The 22,364-nt window shown below is 71.1% G+C and carries 18 protein-coding genes; 5 read left to right on the top strand and 13 right to left on the bottom strand.

Features of this window, described 5'->3' with window-relative positions:
• The 3 genes from CNQ36_RS23240 to CNQ36_RS23230 form a co-directional block, all read right to left on the bottom strand.
• Positions 1 to 978, bottom strand: coding sequence for an ABC transporter permease (locus CNQ36_RS23240; protein ID WP_004926182.1), 978 nt, complete (start codon positions 976 to 978; stop codon positions 1 to 3).
• A 104-nt stretch (positions 979 to 1,082) separates the two neighbouring features.
• Entirely contained in the window at positions 1,083 to 2,885 is a 1,803-nt protein-coding gene (locus CNQ36_RS23235; RefSeq protein ID WP_121547413.1) for an ABC transporter substrate-binding protein, read from the bottom strand.
• 100 nt (positions 2,886 to 2,985) lie between these two features.
• The gene (locus CNQ36_RS23230) at positions 2,986 to 4,032 is read right to left on the bottom strand and encodes an ABC transporter permease (protein ID WP_004926191.1); all 1,047 of its coding nucleotides are present in this window, start codon (positions 4,030 to 4,032) and stop codon (positions 2,986 to 2,988) included.
• A gap of 442 nt (positions 4,033 to 4,474) precedes the next feature.
• Here CNQ36_RS23230 and typA point away from each other — a divergent pair, with 442 nt between their 5' ends.
• A complete protein-coding gene (gene typA / locus CNQ36_RS23225) occupies positions 4,475 to 6,391 on the top strand; it encodes a translational GTPase TypA (protein ID WP_121547412.1) in 1,917 nt (638 codons plus the stop codon).
• Positions 6,392 to 6,467: 76 nt separating this feature from the next.
• On the opposite strand, the gene CNQ36_RS23220 is transcribed toward typA, so the two are convergent.
• Positions 6,468 to 8,675: an ABC transporter family substrate-binding protein gene (locus CNQ36_RS23220; protein WP_121547411.1), complete on the bottom strand. Its 2,208-nt coding sequence runs from the start codon at positions 8,673 to 8,675 to the stop codon at positions 6,468 to 6,470.
• A gap of 288 nt (positions 8,676 to 8,963) precedes the next feature.
• On the opposite strand from CNQ36_RS23220, the gene CNQ36_RS23215 reads away from it, so the two are divergent.
• The 4 genes from CNQ36_RS23215 to CNQ36_RS23200 are packed head-to-tail and all read left to right on the top strand — an operon-like array spanning position 8,964 to position 12,851.
• A complete protein-coding gene (locus CNQ36_RS23215; RefSeq protein ID WP_004926201.1) occupies positions 8,964 to 9,257 on the top strand; it encodes a hypothetical protein in 294 nt (97 codons plus the stop codon).
• A 46-nt stretch (positions 9,258 to 9,303) separates the two neighbouring features.
• Positions 9,304 to 10,140: a hypothetical protein gene (locus CNQ36_RS23210; RefSeq protein ID WP_004926205.1), complete on the top strand. Its 837-nt coding sequence runs from the start codon at positions 9,304 to 9,306 to the stop codon at positions 10,138 to 10,140.
• Between the two features lie 15 nt (positions 10,141 to 10,155).
• Positions 10,156 to 12,090 carry a fumarate reductase/succinate dehydrogenase flavoprotein subunit gene (locus tag CNQ36_RS23205; RefSeq protein ID WP_121547410.1) on the top strand — a complete coding sequence of 645 codons (1,935 nt, stop codon included), beginning with the start codon at positions 10,156 to 10,158 and terminating at the stop codon, positions 12,088 to 12,090.
• A complete protein-coding gene (locus CNQ36_RS23200; RefSeq protein WP_121547409.1) occupies positions 12,087 to 12,851 on the top strand; it encodes a succinate dehydrogenase/fumarate reductase iron-sulfur subunit in 765 nt (254 codons plus the stop codon). Before CNQ36_RS23205 ends, CNQ36_RS23200 begins: the two co-directional genes overlap by 4 nt.
• On the opposite strand, the gene CNQ36_RS23195 is transcribed toward CNQ36_RS23200, so the two are convergent.
• The 9 genes from CNQ36_RS23195 to CNQ36_RS23155 all read right to left on the bottom strand — a co-directional run bounded on the left by CNQ36_RS23195 (position 12,848) and on the right by CNQ36_RS23155 (position 22,299).
• On the bottom strand, positions 12,848 to 13,969 hold the full coding sequence (locus CNQ36_RS23195; RefSeq protein ID WP_121547408.1) for a glycoside hydrolase family 18 protein: 1,122 nt from the start codon (positions 13,967 to 13,969) through the stop codon (positions 12,848 to 12,850). The two genes, CNQ36_RS23200 and CNQ36_RS23195, sit on opposite strands and share 4 nt — an antisense overlap.
• 88 nt (positions 13,970 to 14,057) lie before the next feature.
• Positions 14,058 to 14,618, bottom strand: a complete 561-nt coding sequence (locus CNQ36_RS23190) for a GNAT family N-acetyltransferase (RefSeq protein WP_121547407.1) — start codon at positions 14,616 to 14,618, stop codon at positions 14,058 to 14,060.
• Between the two features lie 32 nt (positions 14,619 to 14,650).
• Positions 14,651 to 17,266, bottom strand: coding sequence for a SpoIIE family protein phosphatase (locus CNQ36_RS23185; protein WP_121547406.1), 2,616 nt, complete (start codon positions 17,264 to 17,266; stop codon positions 14,651 to 14,653).
• A gap of 265 nt (positions 17,267 to 17,531) precedes the next feature.
• Positions 17,532 to 17,927, bottom strand: coding sequence for an ATP-binding protein (locus tag CNQ36_RS23180; RefSeq protein ID WP_206278575.1), 396 nt, complete (start codon positions 17,925 to 17,927; stop codon positions 17,532 to 17,534).
• A gap of 175 nt (positions 17,928 to 18,102) precedes the next feature.
• The gene (locus tag CNQ36_RS23175; protein ID WP_040906203.1) at positions 18,103 to 18,516 is read right to left on the bottom strand and encodes a (deoxy)nucleoside triphosphate pyrophosphohydrolase; all 414 of its coding nucleotides are present in this window, start codon (positions 18,514 to 18,516) and stop codon (positions 18,103 to 18,105) included.
• Positions 18,517 to 18,539: 23 nt separating this feature from the next.
• A complete protein-coding gene (locus tag CNQ36_RS23170; protein WP_121547404.1) occupies positions 18,540 to 18,728 on the bottom strand; it encodes an SPOR domain-containing protein in 189 nt (62 codons plus the stop codon).
• A gap of 420 nt (positions 18,729 to 19,148) precedes the next feature.
• Positions 19,149 to 19,901 (bottom strand): GntR family transcriptional regulator, encoded by a 753-nt coding sequence (locus CNQ36_RS23165; protein WP_121547403.1) that lies wholly within the window; start codon positions 19,899 to 19,901, stop codon positions 19,149 to 19,151.
• A 146-nt stretch (positions 19,902 to 20,047) separates the two neighbouring features.
• Positions 20,048 to 21,262, bottom strand: coding sequence for a DUF4190 domain-containing protein (locus CNQ36_RS23160; protein ID WP_121548563.1), 1,215 nt, complete (start codon positions 21,260 to 21,262; stop codon positions 20,048 to 20,050).
• A 65-nt stretch (positions 21,263 to 21,327) separates the two neighbouring features.
• Positions 21,328 to 22,299 carry a peptidoglycan-binding protein gene (locus CNQ36_RS23155; protein ID WP_121547402.1) on the bottom strand — a complete coding sequence of 324 codons (972 nt, stop codon included), beginning with the start codon at positions 22,297 to 22,299 and terminating at the stop codon, positions 21,328 to 21,330.
• Positions 22,300 to 22,364: the final 65 nt, after the last annotated feature.

Here is a 22,364-nt window from a genome sequence, read left to right as displayed (position 1 = left end):
CTAGCTGAGCCGCACGCGCGGGTCGATGTACGCGTAGACGAGGTCCACGAGGATGTTCAGGAGCAGGATGAAGAACGCCCCGAACAGCATGACGCCCATCGTCACCGGCAGGTCCTTCGTCAGCGAGGAGTCCACCGCGAGACGGCCGATTCCGGCCAGGTCGAACGTGAACTCGGTGACCACCGCTCCGGAGAGCAGTGCGCTGAGGTCGATGCCGAGGATCGTGACGATCGGGATGAGCGAACCGCGCCAGGCGTAGCGGAAGAAGACGTACCGCTGCTTCATGCCCTTGGCGCGAGCGGTGCGGACGTGCTCCTCCTGCAGCTGCTCGATCATGGTCGAGCGGGACATACGGGTGTACTGCGCGGTGAAGATGGTGGCCATGACGGCCCACGGGATGATCATTCCCGCGATCCAGCCGGCCGGGTTGTCGAAGGGCGAGACGTACTTCGGGTTGTCCGCCCAGCCGGTCTGGTAGACGAAGATGCCGAGGACGATCGGGCCGAGGAAGTAGATCTGGAACGAGCTGAGCACGATCGAGGCGCCGGAGACCAGCTTGTCGGTGAACGTGCCGCGCTTCCAGGCGGCCATCAGACCGGAGCCGAGACCCACGATCAGGAAGATCACCAGGCCGCCGACGGTCAGCGAGAGCGTCAGCGGGAAGCGGTCGATGATCGAGTCCCAGACGAACTGACCGGTGTCGAAGGACTGCCCCAGGCAGGGCGCGGAGCAGTGTCCCGTCGCGAAGTCCCGCCCCGCGACGATGCCCGTCATGAACTCCCAGAACTGGGTGGTGATGGGCTTGTCCAGGCCGAGGTTCTCGCGGATCACGGCGAGGTTCTCGGGCGAGCAGTTCTTGCCGCAGGACAGCGCAGCGAAGTCCTGAGGGATCGTATAGAACAGGAAGAACGTGAAGGCGCCGATCAGGAACATGATGACGACGGCGCCGATCAGCCTGCGGATGAGGAACTGAAGCATGGCGGGTGGATGCTCTCTTCGAAACGCGGCGGCAGGGAGGGGGTACCGTCCGCGGGGGTGTGCTCCGCCTGGCGCACACCCCCGCGGTCAGCCGAGCTGACGGGTTACGGCTTCTTCAGGTACAGGTCGTTGATGTCGATGTAGCTCGACTCGTTGCTGTACTTGGCGCCACCGATGTTCGAGCCGTAGAGCTGGATCTGCTTCGAGAAGTAGACCGGGGCAGCCGGGTTGATCTCCTCCACGATGCGGTGGTGAGCCTGCTCCCAGGTCTTGGCGGCCTCCTCGGGCTGCTGCGTCAGAGCCTTCTCGATCAGCTCGTTGACCTGCTTGTCGTCGATGTGCGAGTAGTTCGACGCACCGTCCTGGACCTGCGTGCCGTCGTAGACGGGGGTGATGACCGTGGACGGCGACGACCAGTCCTGGCCCCAGCCGGTCATGTAGATGTCGTACGGGTTGTCCAGCTTGCCGACCTGCTCGTAGAAGCTGGCCCGGTCGATCTCCTTGGCCTGGACGTCGAGGCCGATCTTGGCCAGGGCGTCCTTGATGATGACCTGCTGGGCCTGGCCGCGCGGGGTGTTGGAGTAGGCGTAGGTGAGCTTCGTGCCCTCCTTGACACCCGCCTCCTTCAGCAGCTGCTTGGCCTTCTCGATGTCACCGTTGGGCTTCTTCAGCTTGCCGAACGGGTCGTACTCGGGGTCGAAGTTCGGCAGGGTCGGGGCGAGCAGACCGCCGGCGACCTCACCGCCGTAACGGCCACCGTCCGCCTGAACCATGGACTGGTTCGGGATGGCGTAGGTGATGGCGTCGCGGATCTTCTTGTCCTTCACCCGGTCCAGGTTGAAGGTCAGCTGCCACACGTAGGGCTGGTAACCCTGGATCGTGCGCTTCTTGGCGTTGGCGTCACCGATGACCGTGGACATCTGCGCCGGGTCCACCGAGTCGGTGAACTGGATGGCGTTCTTGGCCTCGCCCTGGTCGGCGATCAGACGCTTGGTCTGGCTGGCCTGGTCGATGGTCGAGGAGAAGTTGTAGCCGTCGACGTACTGGTGGCGCACCGAGTCCGTCTTGGCGTCCCACTGGTCGTTCTTGACCAGCTTCATGGACTTGCCCGGCTTGTACTCGGCGATCTTGTAGGGGCCGAGCGACTTCGGGGCGTCGTCGTACTTCTCCTTCGTGTCCGCCTTCTCGGGCACGATGGCGTAGCCGGCCATGGCGAGGGCCTGCGGGAGGTCCGGGCGCGGCTGGTCGAAGTGGAAGACGACCGTCTTGTCGTCCGGGGTCTCCAGCACGGAGTCCGGCAGGTGCTTGCCCTTGTACGGGCCGTCCGGCAGCGCCTTGCGGTAGTCGGCGCCCGAGAGCCAGGTCTGGATGTAGGTCGGGCCGTCGAAAATGACCTTCGAGTACTGGCGCTCGATGGTGTGACGGATGTCGGCCGAGGTGATGGCGTTGCCGTCCTCGTCCTTGATGTTGTCCTTGAGCTTGTACGTCCAGGTCTTGCCGCCGTCGGAGGACTGGCCGGAGTCGGTGGCGATGTCACCGACGACGGTCAGGTTGCCCTCGTCGTCCTCCTGGTAGTTCGTCAGCCCGCGGTGGATCAGGTTGGCGAACTGGCCGGCGTCGCTGACGTAGATCTGCCCCGGGTCCTGGTGGCTCAGGTCCGACTGCATGTAGACGTTGATGAAGCCACCGGACTTGGCGCCGGCGACCTCTTCCGCCGGGCCGTTGGAGGCGGCGGCGTCCCCGTAGGCGACAGGGTCCTGCTGCTCGGCGGCGTCCTTCTGGTTCTTCGAGTCGTCCTTGCCCTTGCTGCCGCCGCCGTTGTCGCTGGAGCAGCCGGTCAGCGCCAGCGAGCCGGCCACGATGGCGACGGCGATGGCACGCGCGGTACGCGTTCTGGTGGGCTTCATGATGCCGATGCACCTACCTGTCATTAGTTGTCCACGAGTGCTGCCTAGCGGTCCGGTCGCCCGGCACGGGGGCGGCAGCTCCCCCACCACCAATGGACGATTACCGTCCGGTCTTGGGGTCGAATGCGTCCCGGACGGAGTCTCCGAGAAGGTTGAAGGCGAGCACGAAGACCACCAGTGCGACGCCGGGGAAGAACATGAACATCGGATCCTGCTCGTACACGTCGGCGCCGATGGCGAACATCCGGCCCCAGTCCGGGGTCGGCTCGACGAAGCCGACACCGATGAACGAGAGGAAGGCGATGGAGAGGATGGTGCTCGGCAGGATGTAGGTGGCCTGCACCAGGATCGGTGTGACGATGTTCGGGAGGATCTCCTTGCGCACGATGCGCCACGGAGAGGCTCCGGACACCTTGGCCGCCTCGACGAACTCCCGCTCCGCCAGTGACAGCACGGAGCTGCGCACCAGGCGGGCGAGGCCCATCCAGCCGAGGAACCACATCACCAGGGTGATCGCCACGGCCCGCAGGTAGGTGGGGGTCTCGTCCTGCGGGGAGACGAACATCGCGGTGACGACGGGCATGAAGGCGATGAAGAACAGCTGCTGCGGGAAGGCCAGGAAGAAGTCCGTGACCCGGCCCAGCCAGTAGTCGACCCGACCGCCGAAGTAGCCCATAACCATACCGATGATCACACCGGTAAGCACACAGAGTGTCGTGACGACCACAGCCATGTACAGCGAGGTACGGATGCCGTACAGCAGCATGGTGAAGACGTCACGGCCGAGCTTGGGCTCGACACCGAACCAGAAGTCGCCCGACATGCCGCCGAAGGAACCGGTGGGCATGGCGAAGTCGTCCAGGAGGAACGGGAAGTCCGGCTCCTGGGCGTACAGCGTGTACGGGTTCTTGCCGTACACCTTCGCGATGAGCGGCGCGAGCGCGGAGACAGCGAAGAAGAAAATCACCACGCACGCGGAGATGACTCCGGTACGGTCGCGCTTGAAGCGCTGCCACATCAACTGGCCGGGGGAACGACCCTCGGGCTGCTTGACGCCCTTGGCGGCCGTGTTTTCAGCGGCCGGCGCGAGCTCAGGGTCCAAGACAGCCGCGGACCCGGAGTCCTCGGCCTTGATTGGACTGGTCATCGTGTTCGTCCCCCGGGGGGTTGGAGAGTTGAGCGCAGCACAGATACCGGCAGGTTCTGTGGTTTGGGGGAACTTTCGCCAAGACAGTCAACGCGCGTCAAGGGCGGAAGGCATAGGGATCTCCCTACCGTTCATATTTTGAGCGAAAATTGCAAAGATTGACACCTGGTCGCGCTTGACACCTCGCCACACAAAACGGCAATCCGGACATTTATGGACAGCTTTTCCTTTACATGTCCGAAACGTGTTCGCGAGCACACCGATATCCGAACAGATCTTCGCGGGTTTCGGGAGCCTCCTGGTGCCGGTGAGCTCGCGACGGCGGTCCTCGCGGCGGCCCCGTACCATGGGGTGAGGCCGAGGCATGTTCAGCCCGGCAGGGCCCGCACACCACAGACGCTCGTGCGGGGCATTCCTCAGCACTCCGGGAGATACGCCTTTCATGGCTGTGACAACTACGCGTCACGACATCCGCAACGTCGCCATCGTCGCCCACGTCGACCACGGCAAGACGACCATCGTCGACGGCATGCTCAAGCAGGCTGGCGCCTTCGCCGCGCACCAGCTCGACCAGGTCGACGACCGCATGATGGACTCGAACGACCTGGAGCGTGAGAAGGGCATCACGATCCTCGCCAAGAACACGGCGGTGAAGTACCACCCCAAGGCCGGCGGGGACCCGATCACGATCAACATCATCGACACCCCCGGCCACGCCGACTTCGGCGGCGAGGTCGAGCGCGGTCTGTCGATGGTCGACGGCGTGGTGCTGCTGGTGGACGCCTCGGAGGGCCCGCTCCCGCAGACCCGCTTCGTGCTGCGCAAGGCGCTCCAGCAGCGGCTGCCGATCATCCTGTGCATCAACAAGACGGACCGTCCGGACGCCCGCATCGACGAGGTGGTCAACGAGACCTACGACCTCTTCCTCGACCTGGACGCCGACGAGGAGCAGATCGAGTTCCCGATCGTCTACGCCTGCGGCCGGGACGGTGTGGCGTCCCTCACCAAGCCCGACGACGGCACCGTCCCGTCCGACTCCACCAGCCTGGAGCCGTTCTTCTCGACGATCCTGGACCACATCCCGGCGCCGACCTACGAGGAGGGCGCCCCCCTCCAGGCGCACGTGACCAACCTGGACGCCGACAACTTCCTCGGCCGCATCGCGCTGCTCCGCGTCCACCAGGGCGAGCTGAAGAAGGGGCAGACGGTCGCCTGGATGAAGCGCGACGGGTCCGTGACCAACGTCCGCATCTCCGAGCTGATGATGACCGAGGCGCTCACCCGCAAGCCCGCCGAGAAGGCGGGCCCCGGTGACATCTGCGCCGTGGCCGGTATCACGGACATCATGATCGGCGAGACCCTGGCCGACCCGGAGAACCCCGTTCCGCTGCCGCTGATCACGGTGGACGAGCCGGCCATCTCGATGACCATCGGCACCAACACCTCCCCGCTGGTCGGCCGCGGCGGCAGCGGCAAGGGCGCCGACAACAAGGCGGCCGTCAAGGACCGCAAGGTCACCGCCCGCCAGGTCAAGGACCGCCTGGACCGCGAGCTGATCGGCAACGTCTCGCTCCGCGTCCTGGACACCGAGCGCCCCGACGCCTGGGAGGTGCAGGGCCGCGGCGAGCTGGCCCTGGCCATCCTGGTCGAGCAGATGCGCCGCGAGGGCTTCGAGCTCACCATCGGCAAGCCGCAGGTCGTCACCAAGGAGATCGACGGCAAGGTCCACGAGCCGGTCGAGCGCATGACGATCGACGTCCCCGAGGAGCACATGGGCGCGGTCACGCAGCTCATGGGCGTCCGCAAGGGCCGCATGGACAACATGTCCAACCACGGCTCGGGCTGGGTGCGCATGGAGTTCGTGGTGCCCTCCCGCGGTCTGATCGGCTTCCGCACGGAGTTCCTGACCCAGACCCGCGGCACGGGCATCGCCCACTCCATCCACGAGGGCCACGAGCCCTGGTTCGGCACGCTGACCACCCGTAACAACGGCTCCCTGGTCGCCGACCGGGCCGGCGCGGTCACCGCGTTCGCGATGACCAACCTCCAGGAGCGGGGTGTGCTGTTCACCGACCCCGGCACCGAGGTGTACGAGGGCATGATCGTCGGTGAGAACTCGCGCTCCGACGACATGGACGTGAACATCACCAAGGAGAAGAAGCTCACCAACATGCGGTCGTCCTCGGCCGACTCGTTCGAGGCGATCGTCCCGCCGCGCAAGCTGTCGCTGGAGCAGTCCCTGGAGTTCTGCCGCGACGACGAGTGCGTGGAGGTCACCCCGGAGGCGGTCCGCATCCGCAAGGTGAACCTGGACGCCCGCGAGCGCGCCCGCGCCGCGAGCCGCGCCAAGCACGGCTGACGCACACGCGTACGAGAGCGGCACACCCCCGGCGGGGGTGTGCCGCTCTCGTATTGCGCCGTTCCCGCCGGGCGCGTCAGTCCCCGGCCGACGCGCCGGCGCTCTTCGCGCCCGGGGTGCCCGTCGGGCCCTGCGCGGACTTCTTCAGGAAGCCCATGTCCTCGTACACCGGGGTGCGGAAGCCGAAGGCCCCGGCGTTGGCCAGGTTCTTGCGGGCGGCGGTGAGCTGGGGGCGCTGGTAGAGGGGGATGGAGCCGGCCGCCGCCCAGATGCGGGAGTCGGCCTTGCGGATCAGGGCGCCCCGCTCGGAGTCGTCCAGCGTGGTGACGGCCTGGTCGAAGAGCTGGTCCACCTGGTCGGTGCCGACGCGGGTGTAGTTCTGCTCCACGTTCAGGGAGCCGTCGGCGGCCGCGACCGGCTTGGCGTAGACGGGGCGGGCGTCGGTGGCGGGGTAGGCGGTCGCGGGCCAGGAGTACAGGGCGAGGTCGTACTTCCCGGAGGCGATGTGGTCCTTGAAGTAGCTCGCGTCGTCGACCTTGGTGACGTCCGTGCGGATGCCGATCCGCTCCAGCATCGCCGAGATGCGGCCGGCCACGGTGCGCAGCGTGTCCGAGCCCGGTCCCGAGGGCAGCACGAAGCGGAGGGTGAGCGCCTTGCCGTCCTTGGCGACGGGGGCGCTCGCGGCCCGGGCCGGGGCGGCGGTGCCCCGGGGCGCGTAGGCGCCGGGGGCGCCGCCCTGCCTCAGGTGCCCGGTGCCGGTGCCGGAGTCCCGCGGGGCCTTGCCGTCGTCGTTGGCGTCGTCGTCCTCGCCGACGATGTACGTGCCGTCGTCGCCGCCCTCGGACTCGTCCCCGTCGCCGGAGTCCCCGCCCTTCTCCCCCTCCGAGCCCGCCGCCTTCTCGCCGTCGTCCTTCTTCTCCTTCCTGACCGGCCCGCCCGGCACCCAGCCCGCGTCCGCGAGCAGCGCCTGCGCCTCCTTGGCGTCCTGTTCGCCGAGGGCGCCGCTGCTGTCGCCGTAGCCGGCCTGGCCGGACAGCGCGAGGTGGCTGCCCACGGACTCGGCGGGCAGCCCCAGCGGCTTCAGCACCGCCTCCGCGATGGCCCGCCGGTCCAGGGCGCGGGCCACGGCGCGGCGGACCCGCTCGTCGGCGAGGGGGCCGTCGGCCCCGTTGAGGGCCAGCTGGGTGAAGGCCGGCTCGAACGACCTGCGCACCTCGAAGCCGCCGAGGGCCTTCTGCTGCCGGGCGTACTTGGCGGCCTTCTTCGCCAGCTTCCTGCGGGCGGACGACTCCTCGTCGGCGGCCTCCTCGTCGGAGCCGTTGGCGACCGCCCAGGAGCGCAGCGCGTCCGCGGCGGACCGGTCCGCGCCGGGGCCCGCGAGCGGGCTGCTCTCGCCCCGCGGGAGCGCCGCGGCGGTGACCCGGCGCGCGGCGGCCGGGTCGATCTCGGCCAGGTCCAGGGTGCCGGCGCTGAGCGCGGAGATCCGTTTGTCCCGGGGCACCGCGCGCAGCACGATCTTCGAGAGCTTCGCCGGGGCGCCCCACCAGCGTGCGCTGCGGGTGAGGGTGACCTCCTCCTCCCCGGTGTCGACCTTCTTCAGCGTGAAGGGTCCCGCGGTGACCTTGAGCTTCTTGCGCGCCCCGTCGTTGAAGGCGTCCGGGGTGCCCATGACCTCCTTGGGGTACAGCGGGGTGAACAGGGACTTCCAGTCGGCGTAGGGGCGGCTGAAGGTGACCTTGACCTCGAGGTCGCTGCTGCCCCGCTCGATCTTCCCGATGCGGTCGTAGCCGGCGTTGCGGGCGGTCCAGTAGGCGGTGTCCTTCCCGGACAGGGCGCGCCACTGGGCGGCGAAGTCGGCGGCGCCGATCTCGCGGCCGTCGCTCCAGACGGCCTGCTGGTTGAGCTTGTAGAGGACGACCTGTTTCGGCTCGGTGTCGACGACCTCGGCGGACTCCAGGTAGTCGGGGTTGCGCACCGGGCGGCCCCGGGTGTCCATCCGGAACATCGACGGCAGGACCGCCTGGGCGATCCGGGTGGTGGTGGCGTCGGCGTCCGACTGGAAGGTGTTCAGGGTGTCCGGGACGGTGTCCACCGCCCAGCGCAGGGTGCCCCCCTCGGCGATCCTCGCCCGGTCGGCGTGCGCGATGTCCGCCCCGGCGAGCGGCTCGCCCGCGGGGTCGTCGCCGGAACCGCAGCCGGCCAGCGCGGGCACCGCGAGGAGGCCCGCGGTGAGGAGGGCGACCGAGCGCAGAGCCGCGCGCGGGCCGACGCCGTCGTGGGACATCTCTGGTTACCTCCGGGGGCAGCGGGCGTTACGCTCACTTTTGGTGGTATTTGGAGTTCATCCGATGTATGCGGCCCACTGAAGAGGAAAGGGTTCGGCAACTCAGGGCGACACGGCGGCCACGGTCGGCAAGCTCACCCGTACGGCGCAACTCACCGCACCGTCACCCGTACGCCTCGGCCAATCGATGCACATCCCTTCACAGCGCAAGGTGTGACGCGCGACACTCTCAGGCGCATGAACGTTGCCGCCTTGGGCCCGAAGGACCCGTGGAAGTGAGGGCAAGTCATGTCCGTGCACGACGAACTGACATCCGTCCAGCGCTGTCTCGACGATCTGATTCGGTCGGTGGGGCGCCTGGAGAAGCAGCTGGGCAGCGGCGGCCTGGAGATGCGCCGCGTCCGCTCCGACACCAACCACCTGCGGGAGAGCGTCGCGCTGCTGCGGGAGACGGCCGCCGCCACCGCGGCCCCGCAGAAGCGGCCCGACCTGGTGACCATCTCCGACGCGCCGTACGACCCCTCGCTGTGGGTGGACACCGACGACGAGGGGCTCGGCGCCCGCGACCGTCGCGCCCCCTGACCCCCCGCCGATCGCGGCGCCCCCCGACCCCTACCGGAGTGGACAAGTGGCCACTGGCACGGAACCTCCTGCCACAGACCCCCATCACCGAAGCGGCGGCGTGCGGACCGGCACGCGCGCCGCGATCGCCGCCCCGCACCTGCGGACCGACCGCTGGTGGCTGGCCCCGGCCGCCACCGCGGCCGGGCTGCTCGCCTTCGTCGTGTACTCGACCTGGCGGGCCTTCGCCAACGCCGACTACTACGCGGCGCCGTACGTCTCGCCGTTCTACTCGCCGTGCCTCGCGGAGAACTGCGAACCGATGCGCGCCGGGCCGAACTGGGAGCTGTTCGGATCCTGGTGGGGCATCTCGCCGGCGATCATCATCCTGATCTTCCCGCTCGGCTTCCGCCTGACCTGCTACTACTACCGCAAGGCCTACTACCGGGGCTTCTGGGCGTCCCCGCCGGCCTGCGCGGTCGCCGAACCGCACGCGAAGTACACCGGGGAGACCCGCTTCCCGCTGATCCTGCAGAACGTCCACCGGTACTTCTTCTACGCGGCGCTCCTGGTCGCCTGCGTGCTGACCTACGACACCGTGCTCGCCTTCCGCGACGAGCACTACGCGTGGGGCCACATGGGTCTCGGCACCCTGGTGTTCCTGGTCAACATCGCGCTGATCTGGGCGTACACCGTCTCGTGCCACTCCTGCCGGCACATCGTCGGCGGGAAGCTGAAGCACTTCTCCCGGCACCCGGTGCGCTACCGGATGTGGCAGTGGGTGGGCCGGCTGAACGCCAGGCACATGCAGCTCGCCTGGGCGTCACTGCTGAGCGTGGCGCTCGCCGACTTCTACGTGTACCTCGTCGCGTCCGGCGTCTTCGACGATCCGCGCTTCTTCTAGCTGGGGGCCTTACCTATGTCCGTGGTCGACCGACAGGAGTGGGACGTCGTCGTGGTCGGGGCGGGCGGCGCGGGTCTGCGCGCCGCCGTCGAGGCCCGCGAGCGGGGCGCCCGTACGGCCGTGATCTGCAAGTCGCTGTTCGGCAAGGCGCACACCGTGATGGCCGAGGGCGGCATCGCGGCCGCGATGGGCAACGTCAACTCCGGCGACAACTGGCAGGTCCACTTCCGCGACACCATGCGCGGCGGCAAGTTCCTCAACCAGTGGCGGATGGCGGAACTGCACGCCCAGGAGGCCCCGCGGCGGGTGTGGGAGCTGGAGACCTGGGGCGCGCTGTTCGACCGCACGAAGGACGGGCGGATCTCGCAGCGCAACTTCGGCGGCCACGAGTACCCGCGCCTGGCCCATGTCGGCGACCGCACCGGCCTGGAGCTGATCCGCACCCTCCAGCAGAAGATCGTCGCGCTCCAGCAGGAGGACTTCCGCGAGACCGGGGACCACGAGTCCCGGCTGAAGGTCTTCCAGGAGTGCACGGTCACCCGCGTGCTCAAGGAGGAGGGCCAGGTCTCGGGGGTCTTCGGGTACGAGCGGGAGTCCGGCCGCTTCTTCGTGCTGGAGGCGCCCGCCGTGGTGATCGCCACCGGCGGGATCGGCAAGTCCTTCAAGGTGACGTCGAACTCCTGGGAGTACACCGGCGACGGTCACGCGCTGGCGCTGCTGGCCGGGGCCCCGCTGCTGAATATGGAGTTCGTGCAGTTCCACCCGACCGGGATGGTCTGGCCGCCGTCGGTGAAGGGCATCCTCGTCACCGAGTCGGTGCGTGGGGACGGCGGGGTGCTGCGCAACTCCGAGGGCAAGCGGTTCATGTTCGACTACATCCCGGACGTCTTCAAGGAGAAGTACGCGGAGTCCGAGGAGGAGGGCGACCGCTGGTACGACGACCCGGACCACAACCGCCGCCCGCCCGAGCTGCTCCCCCGCGACGAGGTGGCCCGCGCGATCAACGCCGAGGTGAAGGCGGGCCGGGGCTCCCCGCACGGCGGGGTCTTCCTGGACGTCTCCACCCGGATGCCGGCCGAGGTGATCAGACGGCGGCTGCCGTCGATGTACCACCAGTTCAAGGAGCTGGCGGACGTCGACATCACGGCGGAGGCGATGGAGGTCGGGCCGACCTGTCACTACGTGATGGGCGGCATCGCCGTCGACTCCGACTCGGCGGCGGCGCGCGGGGTGCCCGGACTGTTCGCCGCCGGTGAGGTGGCCGGCGGGATGCACGGCTCCAACCGGCTCGGCGGGAACTCGCTCTCCGACCTGCTGGTGTTCGGCCGCCGGGCCGGCCTGCACGCGGCCGAGTACGCGAGCCGGGCGAGGGCCCCGCGGCCCCGGGTGGACGACGCGCAGGTCGACGCGGCCGCCGCGGAGGCCCTGCGCCCGTTCTCCGCGGAGGGCGGGGAACCGGCGGACGGGCCGCCGGAGAACCCGTACACGCTGCACCAGGAGCTCCAGCAGACGATGAACGACCTGGTCGGCATCATCCGGCGCGAGCACGAGATGGAGCAGGCGCTGCGGAAGCTCGCCGAGCTGCGGGTGCGGGCCCGCCGCGCCGGGGTCGAGGGGCACCGGCAGTTCAACCCCGGCTGGCACCTCGCGCTGGACCTCAGGAACATGCTGCTGGTCAGCGAGTGCGTGGCCCGGGCGGCGCTGGAGCGCACCGAGTCGCGCGGCGGCCACACCCGTGAGGACCACGCGGCGATGGAGCGGACCTGGCGCAACGTCAATCTGCTGTGCGCGCTGACCGACCCGTCGGGCGGGCTCGCGGGCACCGACACGGTGCGCGGCCGGATCACCCTCACCCGTGAGACCACCGAACCCATCCGCCCCGACCTGCTCGCCCTCTTCGAGAAGGAGGAGCTGGTCAAGTACCTCGCCGAAGAGGAGCTCTACGAGTGAGCAGCTACGAGGCCCGCTTCAAGGTGTGGCGGGGGGACGCCGAGGGTGGCGGCCTGGAGGACTTCGCGGTCGAGGTGAACGACGGCGAGGTGGTCCTCGACATCGTCCACCGCCTCCAGGCCACCCAGGCGCCCGATCTCGCCGTGCGCTGGAACTGCAAGGCGGGCAAGTGCGGTTCCTGCTCGGCGGAGGTCAACGGGCGTCCCCGACTGCTGTGCATGACCCGCATGTCGGTGTTCCGGCGGGACGAGACGATCACCGTGACGCCGCTGCGGGCGTTCCCGGTGATCCGGGACCTGGTGACGGACGTCGGCTTCAACTACACCAAGGCCAGGCAGGTTCCGGCCTTCGTCCCGCCGGAGGGGGTGGCCGCGGGCGAGTACCGGATGACGCAGGAGGACGTGGACCGCTCGCAGGAGTTCCGCAAGTGCATCGAGTGCTTCCTGTGCCAGGACGTCTGCCATGTGGTCCGCGACCACGAGGAGAACAAGACGGCCTTCGCGGGACCCCGTTTCCTGATGCGGGTCGCGGAGCTCGACATGCATCCGCTGGACGCGGCCGAGGAGGCCGGCCTGGACCGCAAGCGCACGGCCCAGGACGAACACGGCCTCGGCTACTGCAACATCACCAAGTGCTGCACGGAGGTCTGCCCCGAGGGGATCAGGATCACGGACAACGCGCTGATCCCGCTGAAGGAGCGGGCGGCAGACCGGAAGTACGACCCGCTGGTGTGGCTGGGGAACAGGATCCGCCGGCGTTAGGGGTTCACCCAGCCTTCCCGGTACTCCTCCCAGTTCGTCTCCGTCGCCGCGAAGTCGATGTACGGGGCGACGCCGAAGAGTTCGCGGTCGGCGTCCGTCCGGGAGAGGCCGAGGCGGACGCCGCGGACGGCGGCGGCTACGGTCTCGGCGTGGCCCCAGTGGCTGGGGTTGCTCTCGTAGTAGAAGGGCAGGCCCATCAGCAGGTGGGTGGTGGGCGGGGTGACCTCCAGGGCGAGCGAGGTCTGCTGGGCCACGTAGCCGCCGTAGGTGCCCTCCAGCGGCTGCGCCGTGTCGTACGACATCAGGGCGATCTGGTCGACGCGCCGGGCGACCTGGCCGAAGAACTCCTGCGACCACCACTTGGGGTGGTCGGCGAAGAGGCCGGCGACGGAGTGGAGCGCCGGGAGCGGGTCGATCTGGTGGGCGGCCACGGACAGTCGCGCGTCCTCGGCGCGGGTGACGGCGCGCAGGTCGTCCAGGAGGGAGAGGTAGTCCCGGTCGCCGGAGTGCAGCGGCTCCAGGTCGAGGTGGACGCCGTCGTAGCCCGCGTCCAGGACCTGCTCCGCGCTGCGGACGACGGCGGCGCGGGTGGCGGCGCGCGCCAGGCGCATGCCGTCGGGGCCCTCGGTGGCGAGGACGTCGCCGAGGAAGGCCTGGACGCGGACCCCGGGCAGCTCCCGGTGCACGGCGTCGATCAGCCAGCGGGCGCGCGGGTAGGCCGACTCCGGCAGGGTCCCGTCGTGCTCCAGCGGGCCGGAGTGGACGTAGAGGTCGCGGATGCCGGTGTCCTCGAGGCGGCGGGCGAGCGCGGTGACGTCGGCGTCCTTCTTCCGCCCGTCGACCCAGGCGTGCCCGAGCCACATGGCGTCCCGGTCGCGGGTGTACGTGCCGTCGGCCGGATCGCCCATGTAGTTGACGCGCAGGGCGGTTCCGGCGGCGAGGAGGGGCACGAGCAGCAGCAGGGCGAGCACGAGGGCGGTGCGCCGGAGGGGGCGGACCCAGGGTCTGCGGCGCGTGCCGTCCCGCCCCTCGGGCGCCGTGGGCGCGTCACCGCCGGCCGGTTCCGGTGCGGCCTCGTCCGCCGTGGTCTCCGGATCCCGTGGCCCTGTGCGTTCCATGCCGGCTCCCCTTCTCCGCCGCCTCCCCCGGCAGCCGCGTGGTCGATGTCGAGGGGGAGGACGAGTGGAACAGGTGTTCCGGTTGCGGTCACGCGGGGGCGGGGACCCGCCGTACGTGCCGGTGGCCGTCGAGCGGGAAGGCGGGCGGGGCGGCGGGGAGCAGGCCGGACAGTGCGAAGCCGCTCTTCTCGGCGACCCGGCAGGAGGCCGTGTTGTCGACCTGGTGCAGCAGGTCGAGGCGGGTCAGGCCGTCGGCGGCGAAGACGGCGAAGGCCCAGTCGGCCACGGCGGTGAGGGCACGAGGGGCCACTCCCCTGCCCCGGGCGTGGGCCGCCGTCCAGTAGCCGACCTCGGCCGAGGCGGAGCCCGCGGACCCGCGTCTGAGCACGACATGGCCCGACGGCCGGGCGTCGGACGCGTCCGTCTCCCGCACGGCGAAGGCGAGGCGCTCGCCGGTCTCCCAGCCGCGCCGCTGCTCGGCCACCCAGCGGGCGGCGCTCGGCCCGTCGTGCACGGGCGCGCTCGCCCAGCGGCGCATCGCCTCGTCCGCGTACAGCCCGGCGAGGCCGGCCGCGTCCTCCGGCTCCCAGGGGCGCAGGGTGAGGGTGCCCGCCGTCAGGCGCACCGGGGCGGGCGGAACGGTGTGCATGACGCGAGCGTACGCGCCGCCCCGACGGGCCGTCAGAACAGGCTCAGCAGCGCCTCCGCCGGGTCGGTGAGGGTGGTGTCGGCGCCGGGCAGGGGGAGTTCGAACCAGACCGTCTTGCCGCGGGGCGTACGGCGGGACCCCCAGGCCGCGCTGAGCAGGCCGACCAGCTGGAGGCCCCGGCCGCCCTCGTCGGTGTCGCGGGCGCGGCGGCGGCGCGGCTGGACCAGTCCGGAGTCCCAGACCTCGCAGACCAGGGTGCGGTCGAGGAGGAGACGGAGTCTGATCTCGCCCTCGCCGTACCGCAGGGCGTTGGTGACCAGCTCGCTGACCAGGAGTTCCGTGGTGTCGACCAGGGGCTCCAGGTCCCAGTCGAGCAGCTGCGCGCGGGCGTACTCGCGGGCGCGGCCCACGCTGCGGGGCTCGCGGGGCAGGGCCCAGTCGCCGACGGACTCGGCGGGCAGTCCCTGGACGCGGGCCATCAGCAGGGCGATGTCGTCCTCGCCGTGGTGGGTGTCGAGGGTGTTGAGGACGTGGTCGCAGACGTCCTCCAGGGGCGCGGACGGGTCCCTCAGGGCGTTCACGAACGCCTGGAGTCCCTCGTCGAGCGGGTGGTCGCGGCTTTCGACCAGGCCGTCCGTGTAGAGCGCGAGGAGCGCGCCCTCGGGCAGTTCGACCTCCACCTCCTCGAAGGGCTCGCCGCCGACGCCGAGCGGCATGCCGGGCGGCACGTCCAGCATCAGCGCGGGCTCGCCGGGTTCGACCAGGACGGGCGGCAGATGGCCCGCGTTGGCGAAGGTGCAGCGCCGGGTCACCGAGTCGTAGACGGCGTAGACGCAGGTCGCCAGGTAGACCTCGGAGAGGTCGGCCTCTCGGGGGCGGCGGGCCGCCCGGGTGGCCTGCTGGACGCCGCCGGGGGCGCCCAGACCGCGGGCGATCTCGTCGAGCTGCGAGAGGACCTCGGCCGGTTCCAGGTCGAGCTGGGCCAGGGTCCGTACGGCGGTGCGCAGTTCGCCCATGGCGACGGCGGCGCGCAGCCCGCGCCCCATGACGTCGCCGACGACCAGCGCGGTGCGGTGGCCGGGCAGTTCGATGACGTCGAACCAGTCGCCGCCGACCTCGCTGGGCCGGCCGGTGGCCACGTTGCCGGGCAGGTAGCGGCAGGCGATGTCGAGGCCGGAGGCCTCCGGGTCGCCGGGCGGCAGCAGGGACCGCTGCAGTATCAGCGCCCGTTCGTGCTCGCGCCGGTACAGACGGGCGTTGTCGATGCAGACGGCGGCCCGCGCGGCCAGCTCCACGGCGAGTTCGTGGTCGCGGTCGCCGAACGGCTCGCTGCCCTTGGTGCGGGCGAACTGCGCGAGGCCGACCACCGTGTCGTGGGCGACCATCGGCACGGCGAGCGTGGACTGCACCAGACCGCCGTCCTCGCCCTGCACCTTCTGCGGGCGGCCGGTGCGCAGGGCGTCCGCGCAGGGCGAGTTGAAGGCGTAGTGGTGGACGGCGCCCAGCTTCACCGGCTCACCGGTGCCGCTGAACGGGGCGTCGGACACGGCGCTGGCGAACGCGACCCTGCGCACCTCCGCGCTGCCGTCGGCGAGGCCCGGCGGGGTCTCGTCGCCGGCCAGCAGCCCCTGGTAGAGGTCGACGGTGGCCAGGTCGCAGAAGCCGGGCACGACCACGTCGAGGAGTTCCCGGGCGGTGGTCTCCAGATCGAGGGAGTTGCCGATCCGGGCGCCCGCCTCGTTGAGGAGGGCGAGATTACGCCGTGCGGCGGCGGCCTCGCGGGCGGCCTCGCGGCGGGCGGTGATGTCGGTTCCCAGCCAGGCGACGCCGATGGGGCGGCCGCTTCCGCTGTGCACGCGGTAGAGGTTGACGGACCAGTGGCGGCGCTCGTCGGCGCCCGGCACGAAGCCCGTGACGTGCATGTCCGTGATGGAGTCGCCGGTCTCCAGCACCCGGCGCAGGGTGGCGGCGACCCGCTCCGCCTCGCCGCGCGGCAGATAGTCGTGCACGCCCATGCCGCGGTGGTCGTCGGGAGTGCCGCCGAAGATGGACGCGAACCGCTGGTTGGCGCGGCGGACCCGCAGGTCGGGGTCGATCAGCAGGAAGCCGAACGGGGATTGGCCGAATATGGCCTGCGAGGCGGCGAGATCGGTCTCGATGGTGCGCAGGGTGCGGACGTCGACGACGATGCAGACGGCGGCCTTCTCGCCCTCCTCGGTGCGCGTCGGCATCACATAGACCTCGGCGAAGCCCTCCCGGTCGCGCCGGTCGTCCGCCGCCCCGGCCGGCAGCCGGAAGGGCACCACTCCGGTCCACTCCCGGCCGTCGAGGATCTCGGCCATCTTCCGCTGGCCGCGCTCGCGCCGGTCGGGGTCGACGAACGCCTCGATCGGGTCCATGCCGAGGGCGCGGCCGGCGGGGATGCCGAAGATCTGCTCGGCGCGCAGACTCCACTGGTCGACCAGCCCGTCCGGGCCGATGGAGAACGAGGCGACCTTGACGTAGTCGTAGAGGGAGCCGGGCGGACTGCTCTGCCACATCGCGTCGGCGGACGAGGCATCGCCTGAGACGAGGCCGTCCACGGCCTCTCGCCTCGCGCCGCCCGACGAGTCCTCGGACCCCGTGGCCTTCGCTGGTATCTCGCTCACGCGAACCGTCCCCTCCAGCTCACCGCGTCCGGCACCGGTCACCGGGGGCGGCTGCCCGCAGTATCCAGCACTACGGCGCCGCACAACACGGTGTTCACGATCACAGCACGATCCCGATGCTTTTCGGTCCACGCCGTGAGAACACTCCCAGTCTTCTAACCAGCGGACACGTCGTCGAACCCCCTCTTCGGCAACCACCGCCGCGCGGTACCGGTCACTGGACGGAACAGGCGGCCGCGTACACCGTGAACGGGCGTGCGAGGGCTCATCTCGGCACCGCGAGTTCGAACCACACGGTCTTCCCGCCGGCGCCCGGCCGGGTGCCCCAGCGGTGGGAGGCCGAGGCCAGCAGCTGCAGTCCGCGTCCGCTCTCGTCCTCGGGCCGGGCGGCACGCCGGCGCGGAGGTTCGGGCAGCGGGTCGGAGACCTCCACCAGGAGGACGTCCCCGGCGTGCGCGGGGCGGGTGAGGCGTACGCCGATGGGGCCGGTGGCGTGTCGCAGGGCGTTGGTGACCAGTTCGCTGACCAGCAGGGCCGTGAGGTCGCCCAGGCTGTCGAGGTCCCAGAGGCCCAGTTGGCCGCGGACGGCGGCACGGGCGGCGCGCACGGCTCCCGGATCAGCGGGGAAGGTCCACGCGGCGCGCTCGCCGCCGGCGTCCATCACGCGGATCACTTCCCGGCCGAGAGTGTCCCCCCATGTCAGGTTTGATGGGGCTAAAGGGCCCATACCCGATATCCCGGACGCAGTACCGCACCCGGCGGCGCATCGCGGCACGTGCGGCGCGGGAAGGCGCCCACGCACCGTCACCTCCGCCTCCGCGCGCCGCAGTCGCGCTTCACACGCCGTCGGGCAGGCCCAGGTGGGCGAGGGTGCCGCGGACGGCGGGCACGTCGTGGTCGAGCCAGTCGACGTCCCAGACGCGGTCGGGGGCGAGCCAGCGCAGCGCGTCGTGGTCCTCCAGGGGCCGGGGTTCGGGGGATCCGGGGCGCAGGCGCGCGGTCCACACCCGCATGACGTACGGCGTCCGCAGCGGCCACTCCCCCGGTACGCGCTCTCCGGCCTCGGCGTCGACACCGAGTTCCTCGCGCAACTCCCGCACCAGGGCCGCGTCCGGGGCCTCCCCCGGCTCGACCTTGCCGCCGGGCAGCTCCCAGCGCCCCGCCAGTTCCGCGGGGGCGCTCCGGCGGGCGGCGAGCAGCCGCCCCTCGTGCCAGAGGGCCGCTCCGACCACCACGATCCGCTCGCTCATGCGCCGGAGCCTACGGGAGGCGGTCAGCCGGCGGTCGTCCCGTGCTGCCCCACCCGTTCGACCCAGTAGAGCTGCTGGTGTCCGCGCCCGTCGAGGCTGTCCGCGATCCGCTCGGCCTCGGCGCGGGTCGCGTACCTGCCCACCCGGTAGCGATTGCCGTTGTCGTCCTGACGCACGACGAGCCAGGGAAGAGTCACCGTGCCGTCGTTCATCGCGCCCCTCTCCGTCCCGTCCGCGGCCGGTGCCGCACCCCGCCCGATAAGGAAACCCCAGTCCGCATATGCCCGAGCCTACGCCTTACCTTCACTGAGCGAATACGCCTTTTCACAAAGAGGTACGCAACCAGCCAGAACGCGGGGGGCGCACGGTGGTGGACGCGCCGTGCGGGAGCACCGACGGGTCCGGTCAGCGGCATGGCGCCCGGTACGCCGCACTCCTGGGTCGACCTGGAAGAACGGCCAGATTGCCACGGCGCCGGGGCGGTCGCGGGAGGCACGTCGCGCCGGGGCGGACACGGAGCGGGGGCGTGCGAGGGCGCGCGACGGCACCGGGGATGGGCGCGTGAGCAGGGAGCCGGCGGGCGGCGGGGCGGGCGGATCCCGCCCCGGTACGGCCGGGGCGGGCGGCCCGGACTACTTCACCGGGAGGTGGTAGGCGGCCCGGTAGCGGTCGGCGGGGACGACGATGTCGGCGGTCTCGACCGGGCGGCCGGAGGCGAAGTAGGTGCGCTGGATGACCAGGACGACGTGTCCGGGGACGCCGCCGAGCAGCAGCAGCTCCTCGGCGAGGCCGGGACGGGCGCCGACCTCCTCGGTGACGTTGTCCACCACCACGTCGATGGCGCGCATGCGCTCGACGACGCCCATGCCGCCGAGCGGGCCCTCCTCGGGCAGCATCACCGGGGTCCGGCCGGTGAGGGCGAGCGGCTCCCAGGAGGTGGAGAGCATCATCGGCTCCCCGGCCTCCCGGAAGAGGTACTTGGTGCGCATCACCGGGTCCCCGGACTCGATGCCGAGCCGCTCAGCGACGGCGGCGGAGGCTTCCGCCCGCTCGCTGCGGGACTCCCAGGTGCCCCGCACGCCCGCGTCGGCCTGCTCCTGCCGGAAGGGCGTGGCCCCCCGCTCGGGCCGGAACCCGGAGCGGGCGACCCGCCGGGGCACCGGCCGCTCCCGCACATAGGTGCCCGAGCCGGAGCGGCCCTCGACGAGCCCCTCCGCCATCAGCACCTTGCGCGCCTCCAGCGCGACGGTGTCCGAGACGCCGTACTCCTCGCGGATCCTCGCCTGGGAGGGGAGCCGGGTGTGCGGCGGCAGCCGGCCGTCGACGATCTTCTTGCGGAGATCACCCGCGACACGCAGGTACGCCGGCTGCTCACCGAATGTCACGGGCCACTCCCATCAGGTTGTACAGACAGCAACAGCGTGGCAACCGTAGGTTGTACTGGGCAAGCAAAGGCCAGAGAATCACTCGATGTGATGACATCTGCCGCGCGAGGGGTTACGCAGGCACTTTCTCCCCGCTATGGCGGCCGTCACACCTTCATTTCGCCGCCTCCGGTGTCGTTCTCCGCCTCCTCGTCGTACGCGGGCGGCGTGGTGGCCAGGCCCAGGGCCTCGCGCGCGGTGACCGAGTCCTCGGGGTCGGTGAGCTCCCAGCCCCTGTCGTAGTGCTCGTAGTAGGTGTCCACGTCGTCGGCCCCGGCGGCCTTCGTCCACTCCTCCCGGGCCTCGTCCAGTCCGGCGGCCAGCTCCCGCACCGGCTGCCGGGCCCCGGCCGGCCACTCGTGCTCGCGCAGCATCCCGGTCTGCTCGCCGAGCGCCGCCGCGATCTTCTCCGCCCATTCCCGGTGCCCCGGCAGGTCCTCCTCGACGGACTCGGCCTCGGGGGCCTGCTCCATGGCGGAGTTGAGCACCGCCACAGCCTCCAGATACGCCAGCTGGTGGGCGTCGAGCGTCGTCGCGTCCCGGCGCAGCGACCCGGTGAGGGTGCCCCCCGGGTCCCGGTTGCCCAGGAGGCAGGTGATCTCGCGGTCGCCGTAACGCCAGCTCACGCGGGACGGGACGAGGTAGTAGACGTCCACGTGGCCGGGCAGCGCCCAGGCGTCCATGACGTAGGCGTCCTGGAGGTCGTAGCACCGCTCGTCGGCGGTGTCGGTGAGGGAGTCGTCGCCCGGGTAGCCCCCGTCGGGCAGGTCGATCACGGCGAAGACCTCACCGTCGTGCTCCCGCGCGCAGGGCACCAGGTCGGCGTCGGTGGTCCAGCCGCCCAGCCCGCCGGGCGAGTTGAAGCAGTCGCCCTTGTCCAGCTCGAGGACGCTGCCGCCGCGCGCGCCGTCCTTCAGCCCCTCCCAGACGTCGGAGGCGACGCCGGTGGACAGCGCCGCCACCCACAGCGCGAGTCCGGCCGAGGACAGCACCGCCCCGGCGACCGCCATCCCCCGCCCTCGCTCACCGCGCCGCTTGATCTGGCGCAGCGCCACCAGCCCCAGGACCAGCCCGACGGCCGGCAGGAAGCACAGCACGCCCAGCACGAGGGCGGCGACGGCGACACCGTTGACGGCGGCCGGGGGACGGGGCCCGTACGGCCCGTAGAGCCCGTACGGCGCGAAGCCCGGCTGTCCCCCGTAGGGGAACTGCGGTGGCGGGTAGGGGCCTTGGGCCTGGTGGGCGGGGTACTGGCCCGGGGGGCCCTGGGGTTCCTGCGGGTCCGGGGTGTGCGGGGGCCCGTAGGGCGGAGGTATGGACACGAGGCGCATCGTAAGCGCGGGGCGACACGCCCCGTCCCCGGGGCGTGTTCCCGGCGACGGGCCGGTCAGCCGACGAGCGCCCGCCAGGTCACGGCGCCGGCCACGCCGTCCACGACGAGCCGGTTGACGCTCTGGTACGCGCGGACGGCGGAGGCCGTCACGGAGCCGAAGCCGCCGTCGGCGACGAGTCCGGCGCCGTGCTTGTCGAGGACCGTCTGCAGGGCGCGGACATGGTGTCCGTCGTGGCCCTGCCGGAGGGTGTACACCAGGTGCGGCCAGGTCGCGGGGCCGACCTGGCCGTCGGCGACCAGCCCGCGGGCCGCCTGGAACCGCTTCACCGCGCCGGCGGAGACCGGCCCGTAGTACCCGTCGGCGGTCAGGCCGTAGCCCCGCTGCGTCATCAGGTACTGAATGGCGGCGACCCTCCTGCCCCGCGCTCCGGGGTCGATCCTGGACCAGCCGCCGCCCAGGTCCACGCCCCGGCCGGCCATGAAGGAGACCGGGTCGACGGTGCGGCCGAGCCCGCCCGAGTGCACCTCGAAGTGCAGGTGGGGGCCGGTCACATTGCCGGTCGCGCCCATGTCACCGATGCGCCGGCCGGCGGCGACCGTGGCGTTGAGGCCGACCCGGTACACGCTGAGGTGGCCGTAGTACGTGTACTGCCCGCCGCCGTGCGAGAGGACGAGGCCGTTGCCGGTCCGGCCGCCGAGTCCGCCGCCCCACTGACGGCGGATCACCGTCCCGGCCGCCGCCGCGTAGACGGCGGTGCCGGTCGTGTTGGTGATGTCCTGGCCCGCGTGCGGGCCCCCGCCCCGCGGCGCTCCGTAGTGACCGCCGGCGGGGAAGCGGCCGAGGGCGGGGTTGCACCAGCCGCCGTTCTTCAGCGACGCGGCCGAGGCCGTCGCCGTCAGCCCCGGCACCCACCCCAGCGGGACAGCGAGTCCCAGGCCCACGCCGGCCAGCAGGCCGCGGCGGGAGAGGCGGGCGGGCGGACGGGCTTCCTCGGCCGCGGCGGCCGAGGCGCAGGAGTCGCACATGACTTCTTCTCCCCGTTGCGGGTCACTGTCGTGGGCATGGCAATCCCGGGTGACGGGCGTCCCCG

The organism is Streptomyces fungicidicus, assembly GCF_003665435.1.
GTDB classification, from domain to species: Bacteria; Actinomycetota; Actinomycetes; order Streptomycetales; family Streptomycetaceae; genus Streptomyces; species Streptomyces fungicidicus.
The sequence above is the reverse complement of the archived record's forward strand: the minus strand, read 5'-3'. Positions and strand labels throughout refer to the sequence as shown.

What these genes read in the sequence shown, in the direction of transcription:
- CNQ36_RS23190 (WP_121547407.1), bottom strand. Translation starts at nt 14,618, where the DNA reads ATGCACACCGTTCCGCCCGCCCCGGTGCGCCTGACGGCGGGCACCCTC.
- CNQ36_RS23155 (WP_121547402.1), bottom strand. Translation starts at nt 22,299, where the DNA reads ATGTGCGACTCCTGCGCCTCGGCCGCCGCGGCCGAGGAAGCCCGTCCG.
- CNQ36_RS23220 (WP_121547411.1), bottom strand. Translation starts at nt 8,675, where the DNA reads ATGTCCCACGACGGCGTCGGCCCGCGCGCGGCTCTGCGCTCGGTCGCC.
- CNQ36_RS23180 (WP_206278575.1), bottom strand. Translation starts at nt 17,927, where the DNA reads ATGGACGCCGGCGGCGAGCGCGCCGCGTGGACCTTCCCCGCTGATCCG.
- CNQ36_RS23195 (WP_121547408.1), bottom strand. Translation starts at nt 13,969, where the DNA reads ATGGAACGCACAGGGCCACGGGATCCGGAGACCACGGCGGACGAGGCC.
- CNQ36_RS23240 (WP_004926182.1), bottom strand. Translation starts at nt 978, where the DNA reads ATGCTTCAGTTCCTCATCCGCAGGCTGATCGGCGCCGTCGTCATCATG.
- CNQ36_RS23215 (WP_004926201.1), top strand. Translation starts at nt 8,964, where the DNA reads ATGTCCGTGCACGACGAACTGACATCCGTCCAGCGCTGTCTCGACGAT.
- CNQ36_RS23205 (WP_121547410.1), top strand. Translation starts at nt 10,156, where the DNA reads ATGTCCGTGGTCGACCGACAGGAGTGGGACGTCGTCGTGGTCGGGGCG.
- typA (WP_121547412.1), top strand. Translation starts at nt 4,475, where the DNA reads ATGGCTGTGACAACTACGCGTCACGACATCCGCAACGTCGCCATCGTC.
- CNQ36_RS23235 (WP_121547413.1), bottom strand. Translation starts at nt 2,885, where the DNA reads ATGAAGCCCACCAGAACGCGTACCGCGCGTGCCATCGCCGTCGCCATC.
- CNQ36_RS23175 (WP_040906203.1), bottom strand. Translation starts at nt 18,516, where the DNA reads ATGAGCGAGCGGATCGTGGTGGTCGGAGCGGCCCTCTGGCACGAGGGG.
- CNQ36_RS23230 (WP_004926191.1), bottom strand. Translation starts at nt 4,032, where the DNA reads ATGACCAGTCCAATCAAGGCCGAGGACTCCGGGTCCGCGGCTGTCTTG.
- CNQ36_RS23170 (WP_121547404.1), bottom strand. Translation starts at nt 18,728, where the DNA reads ATGAACGACGGCACGGTGACTCTTCCCTGGCTCGTCGTGCGTCAGGAC.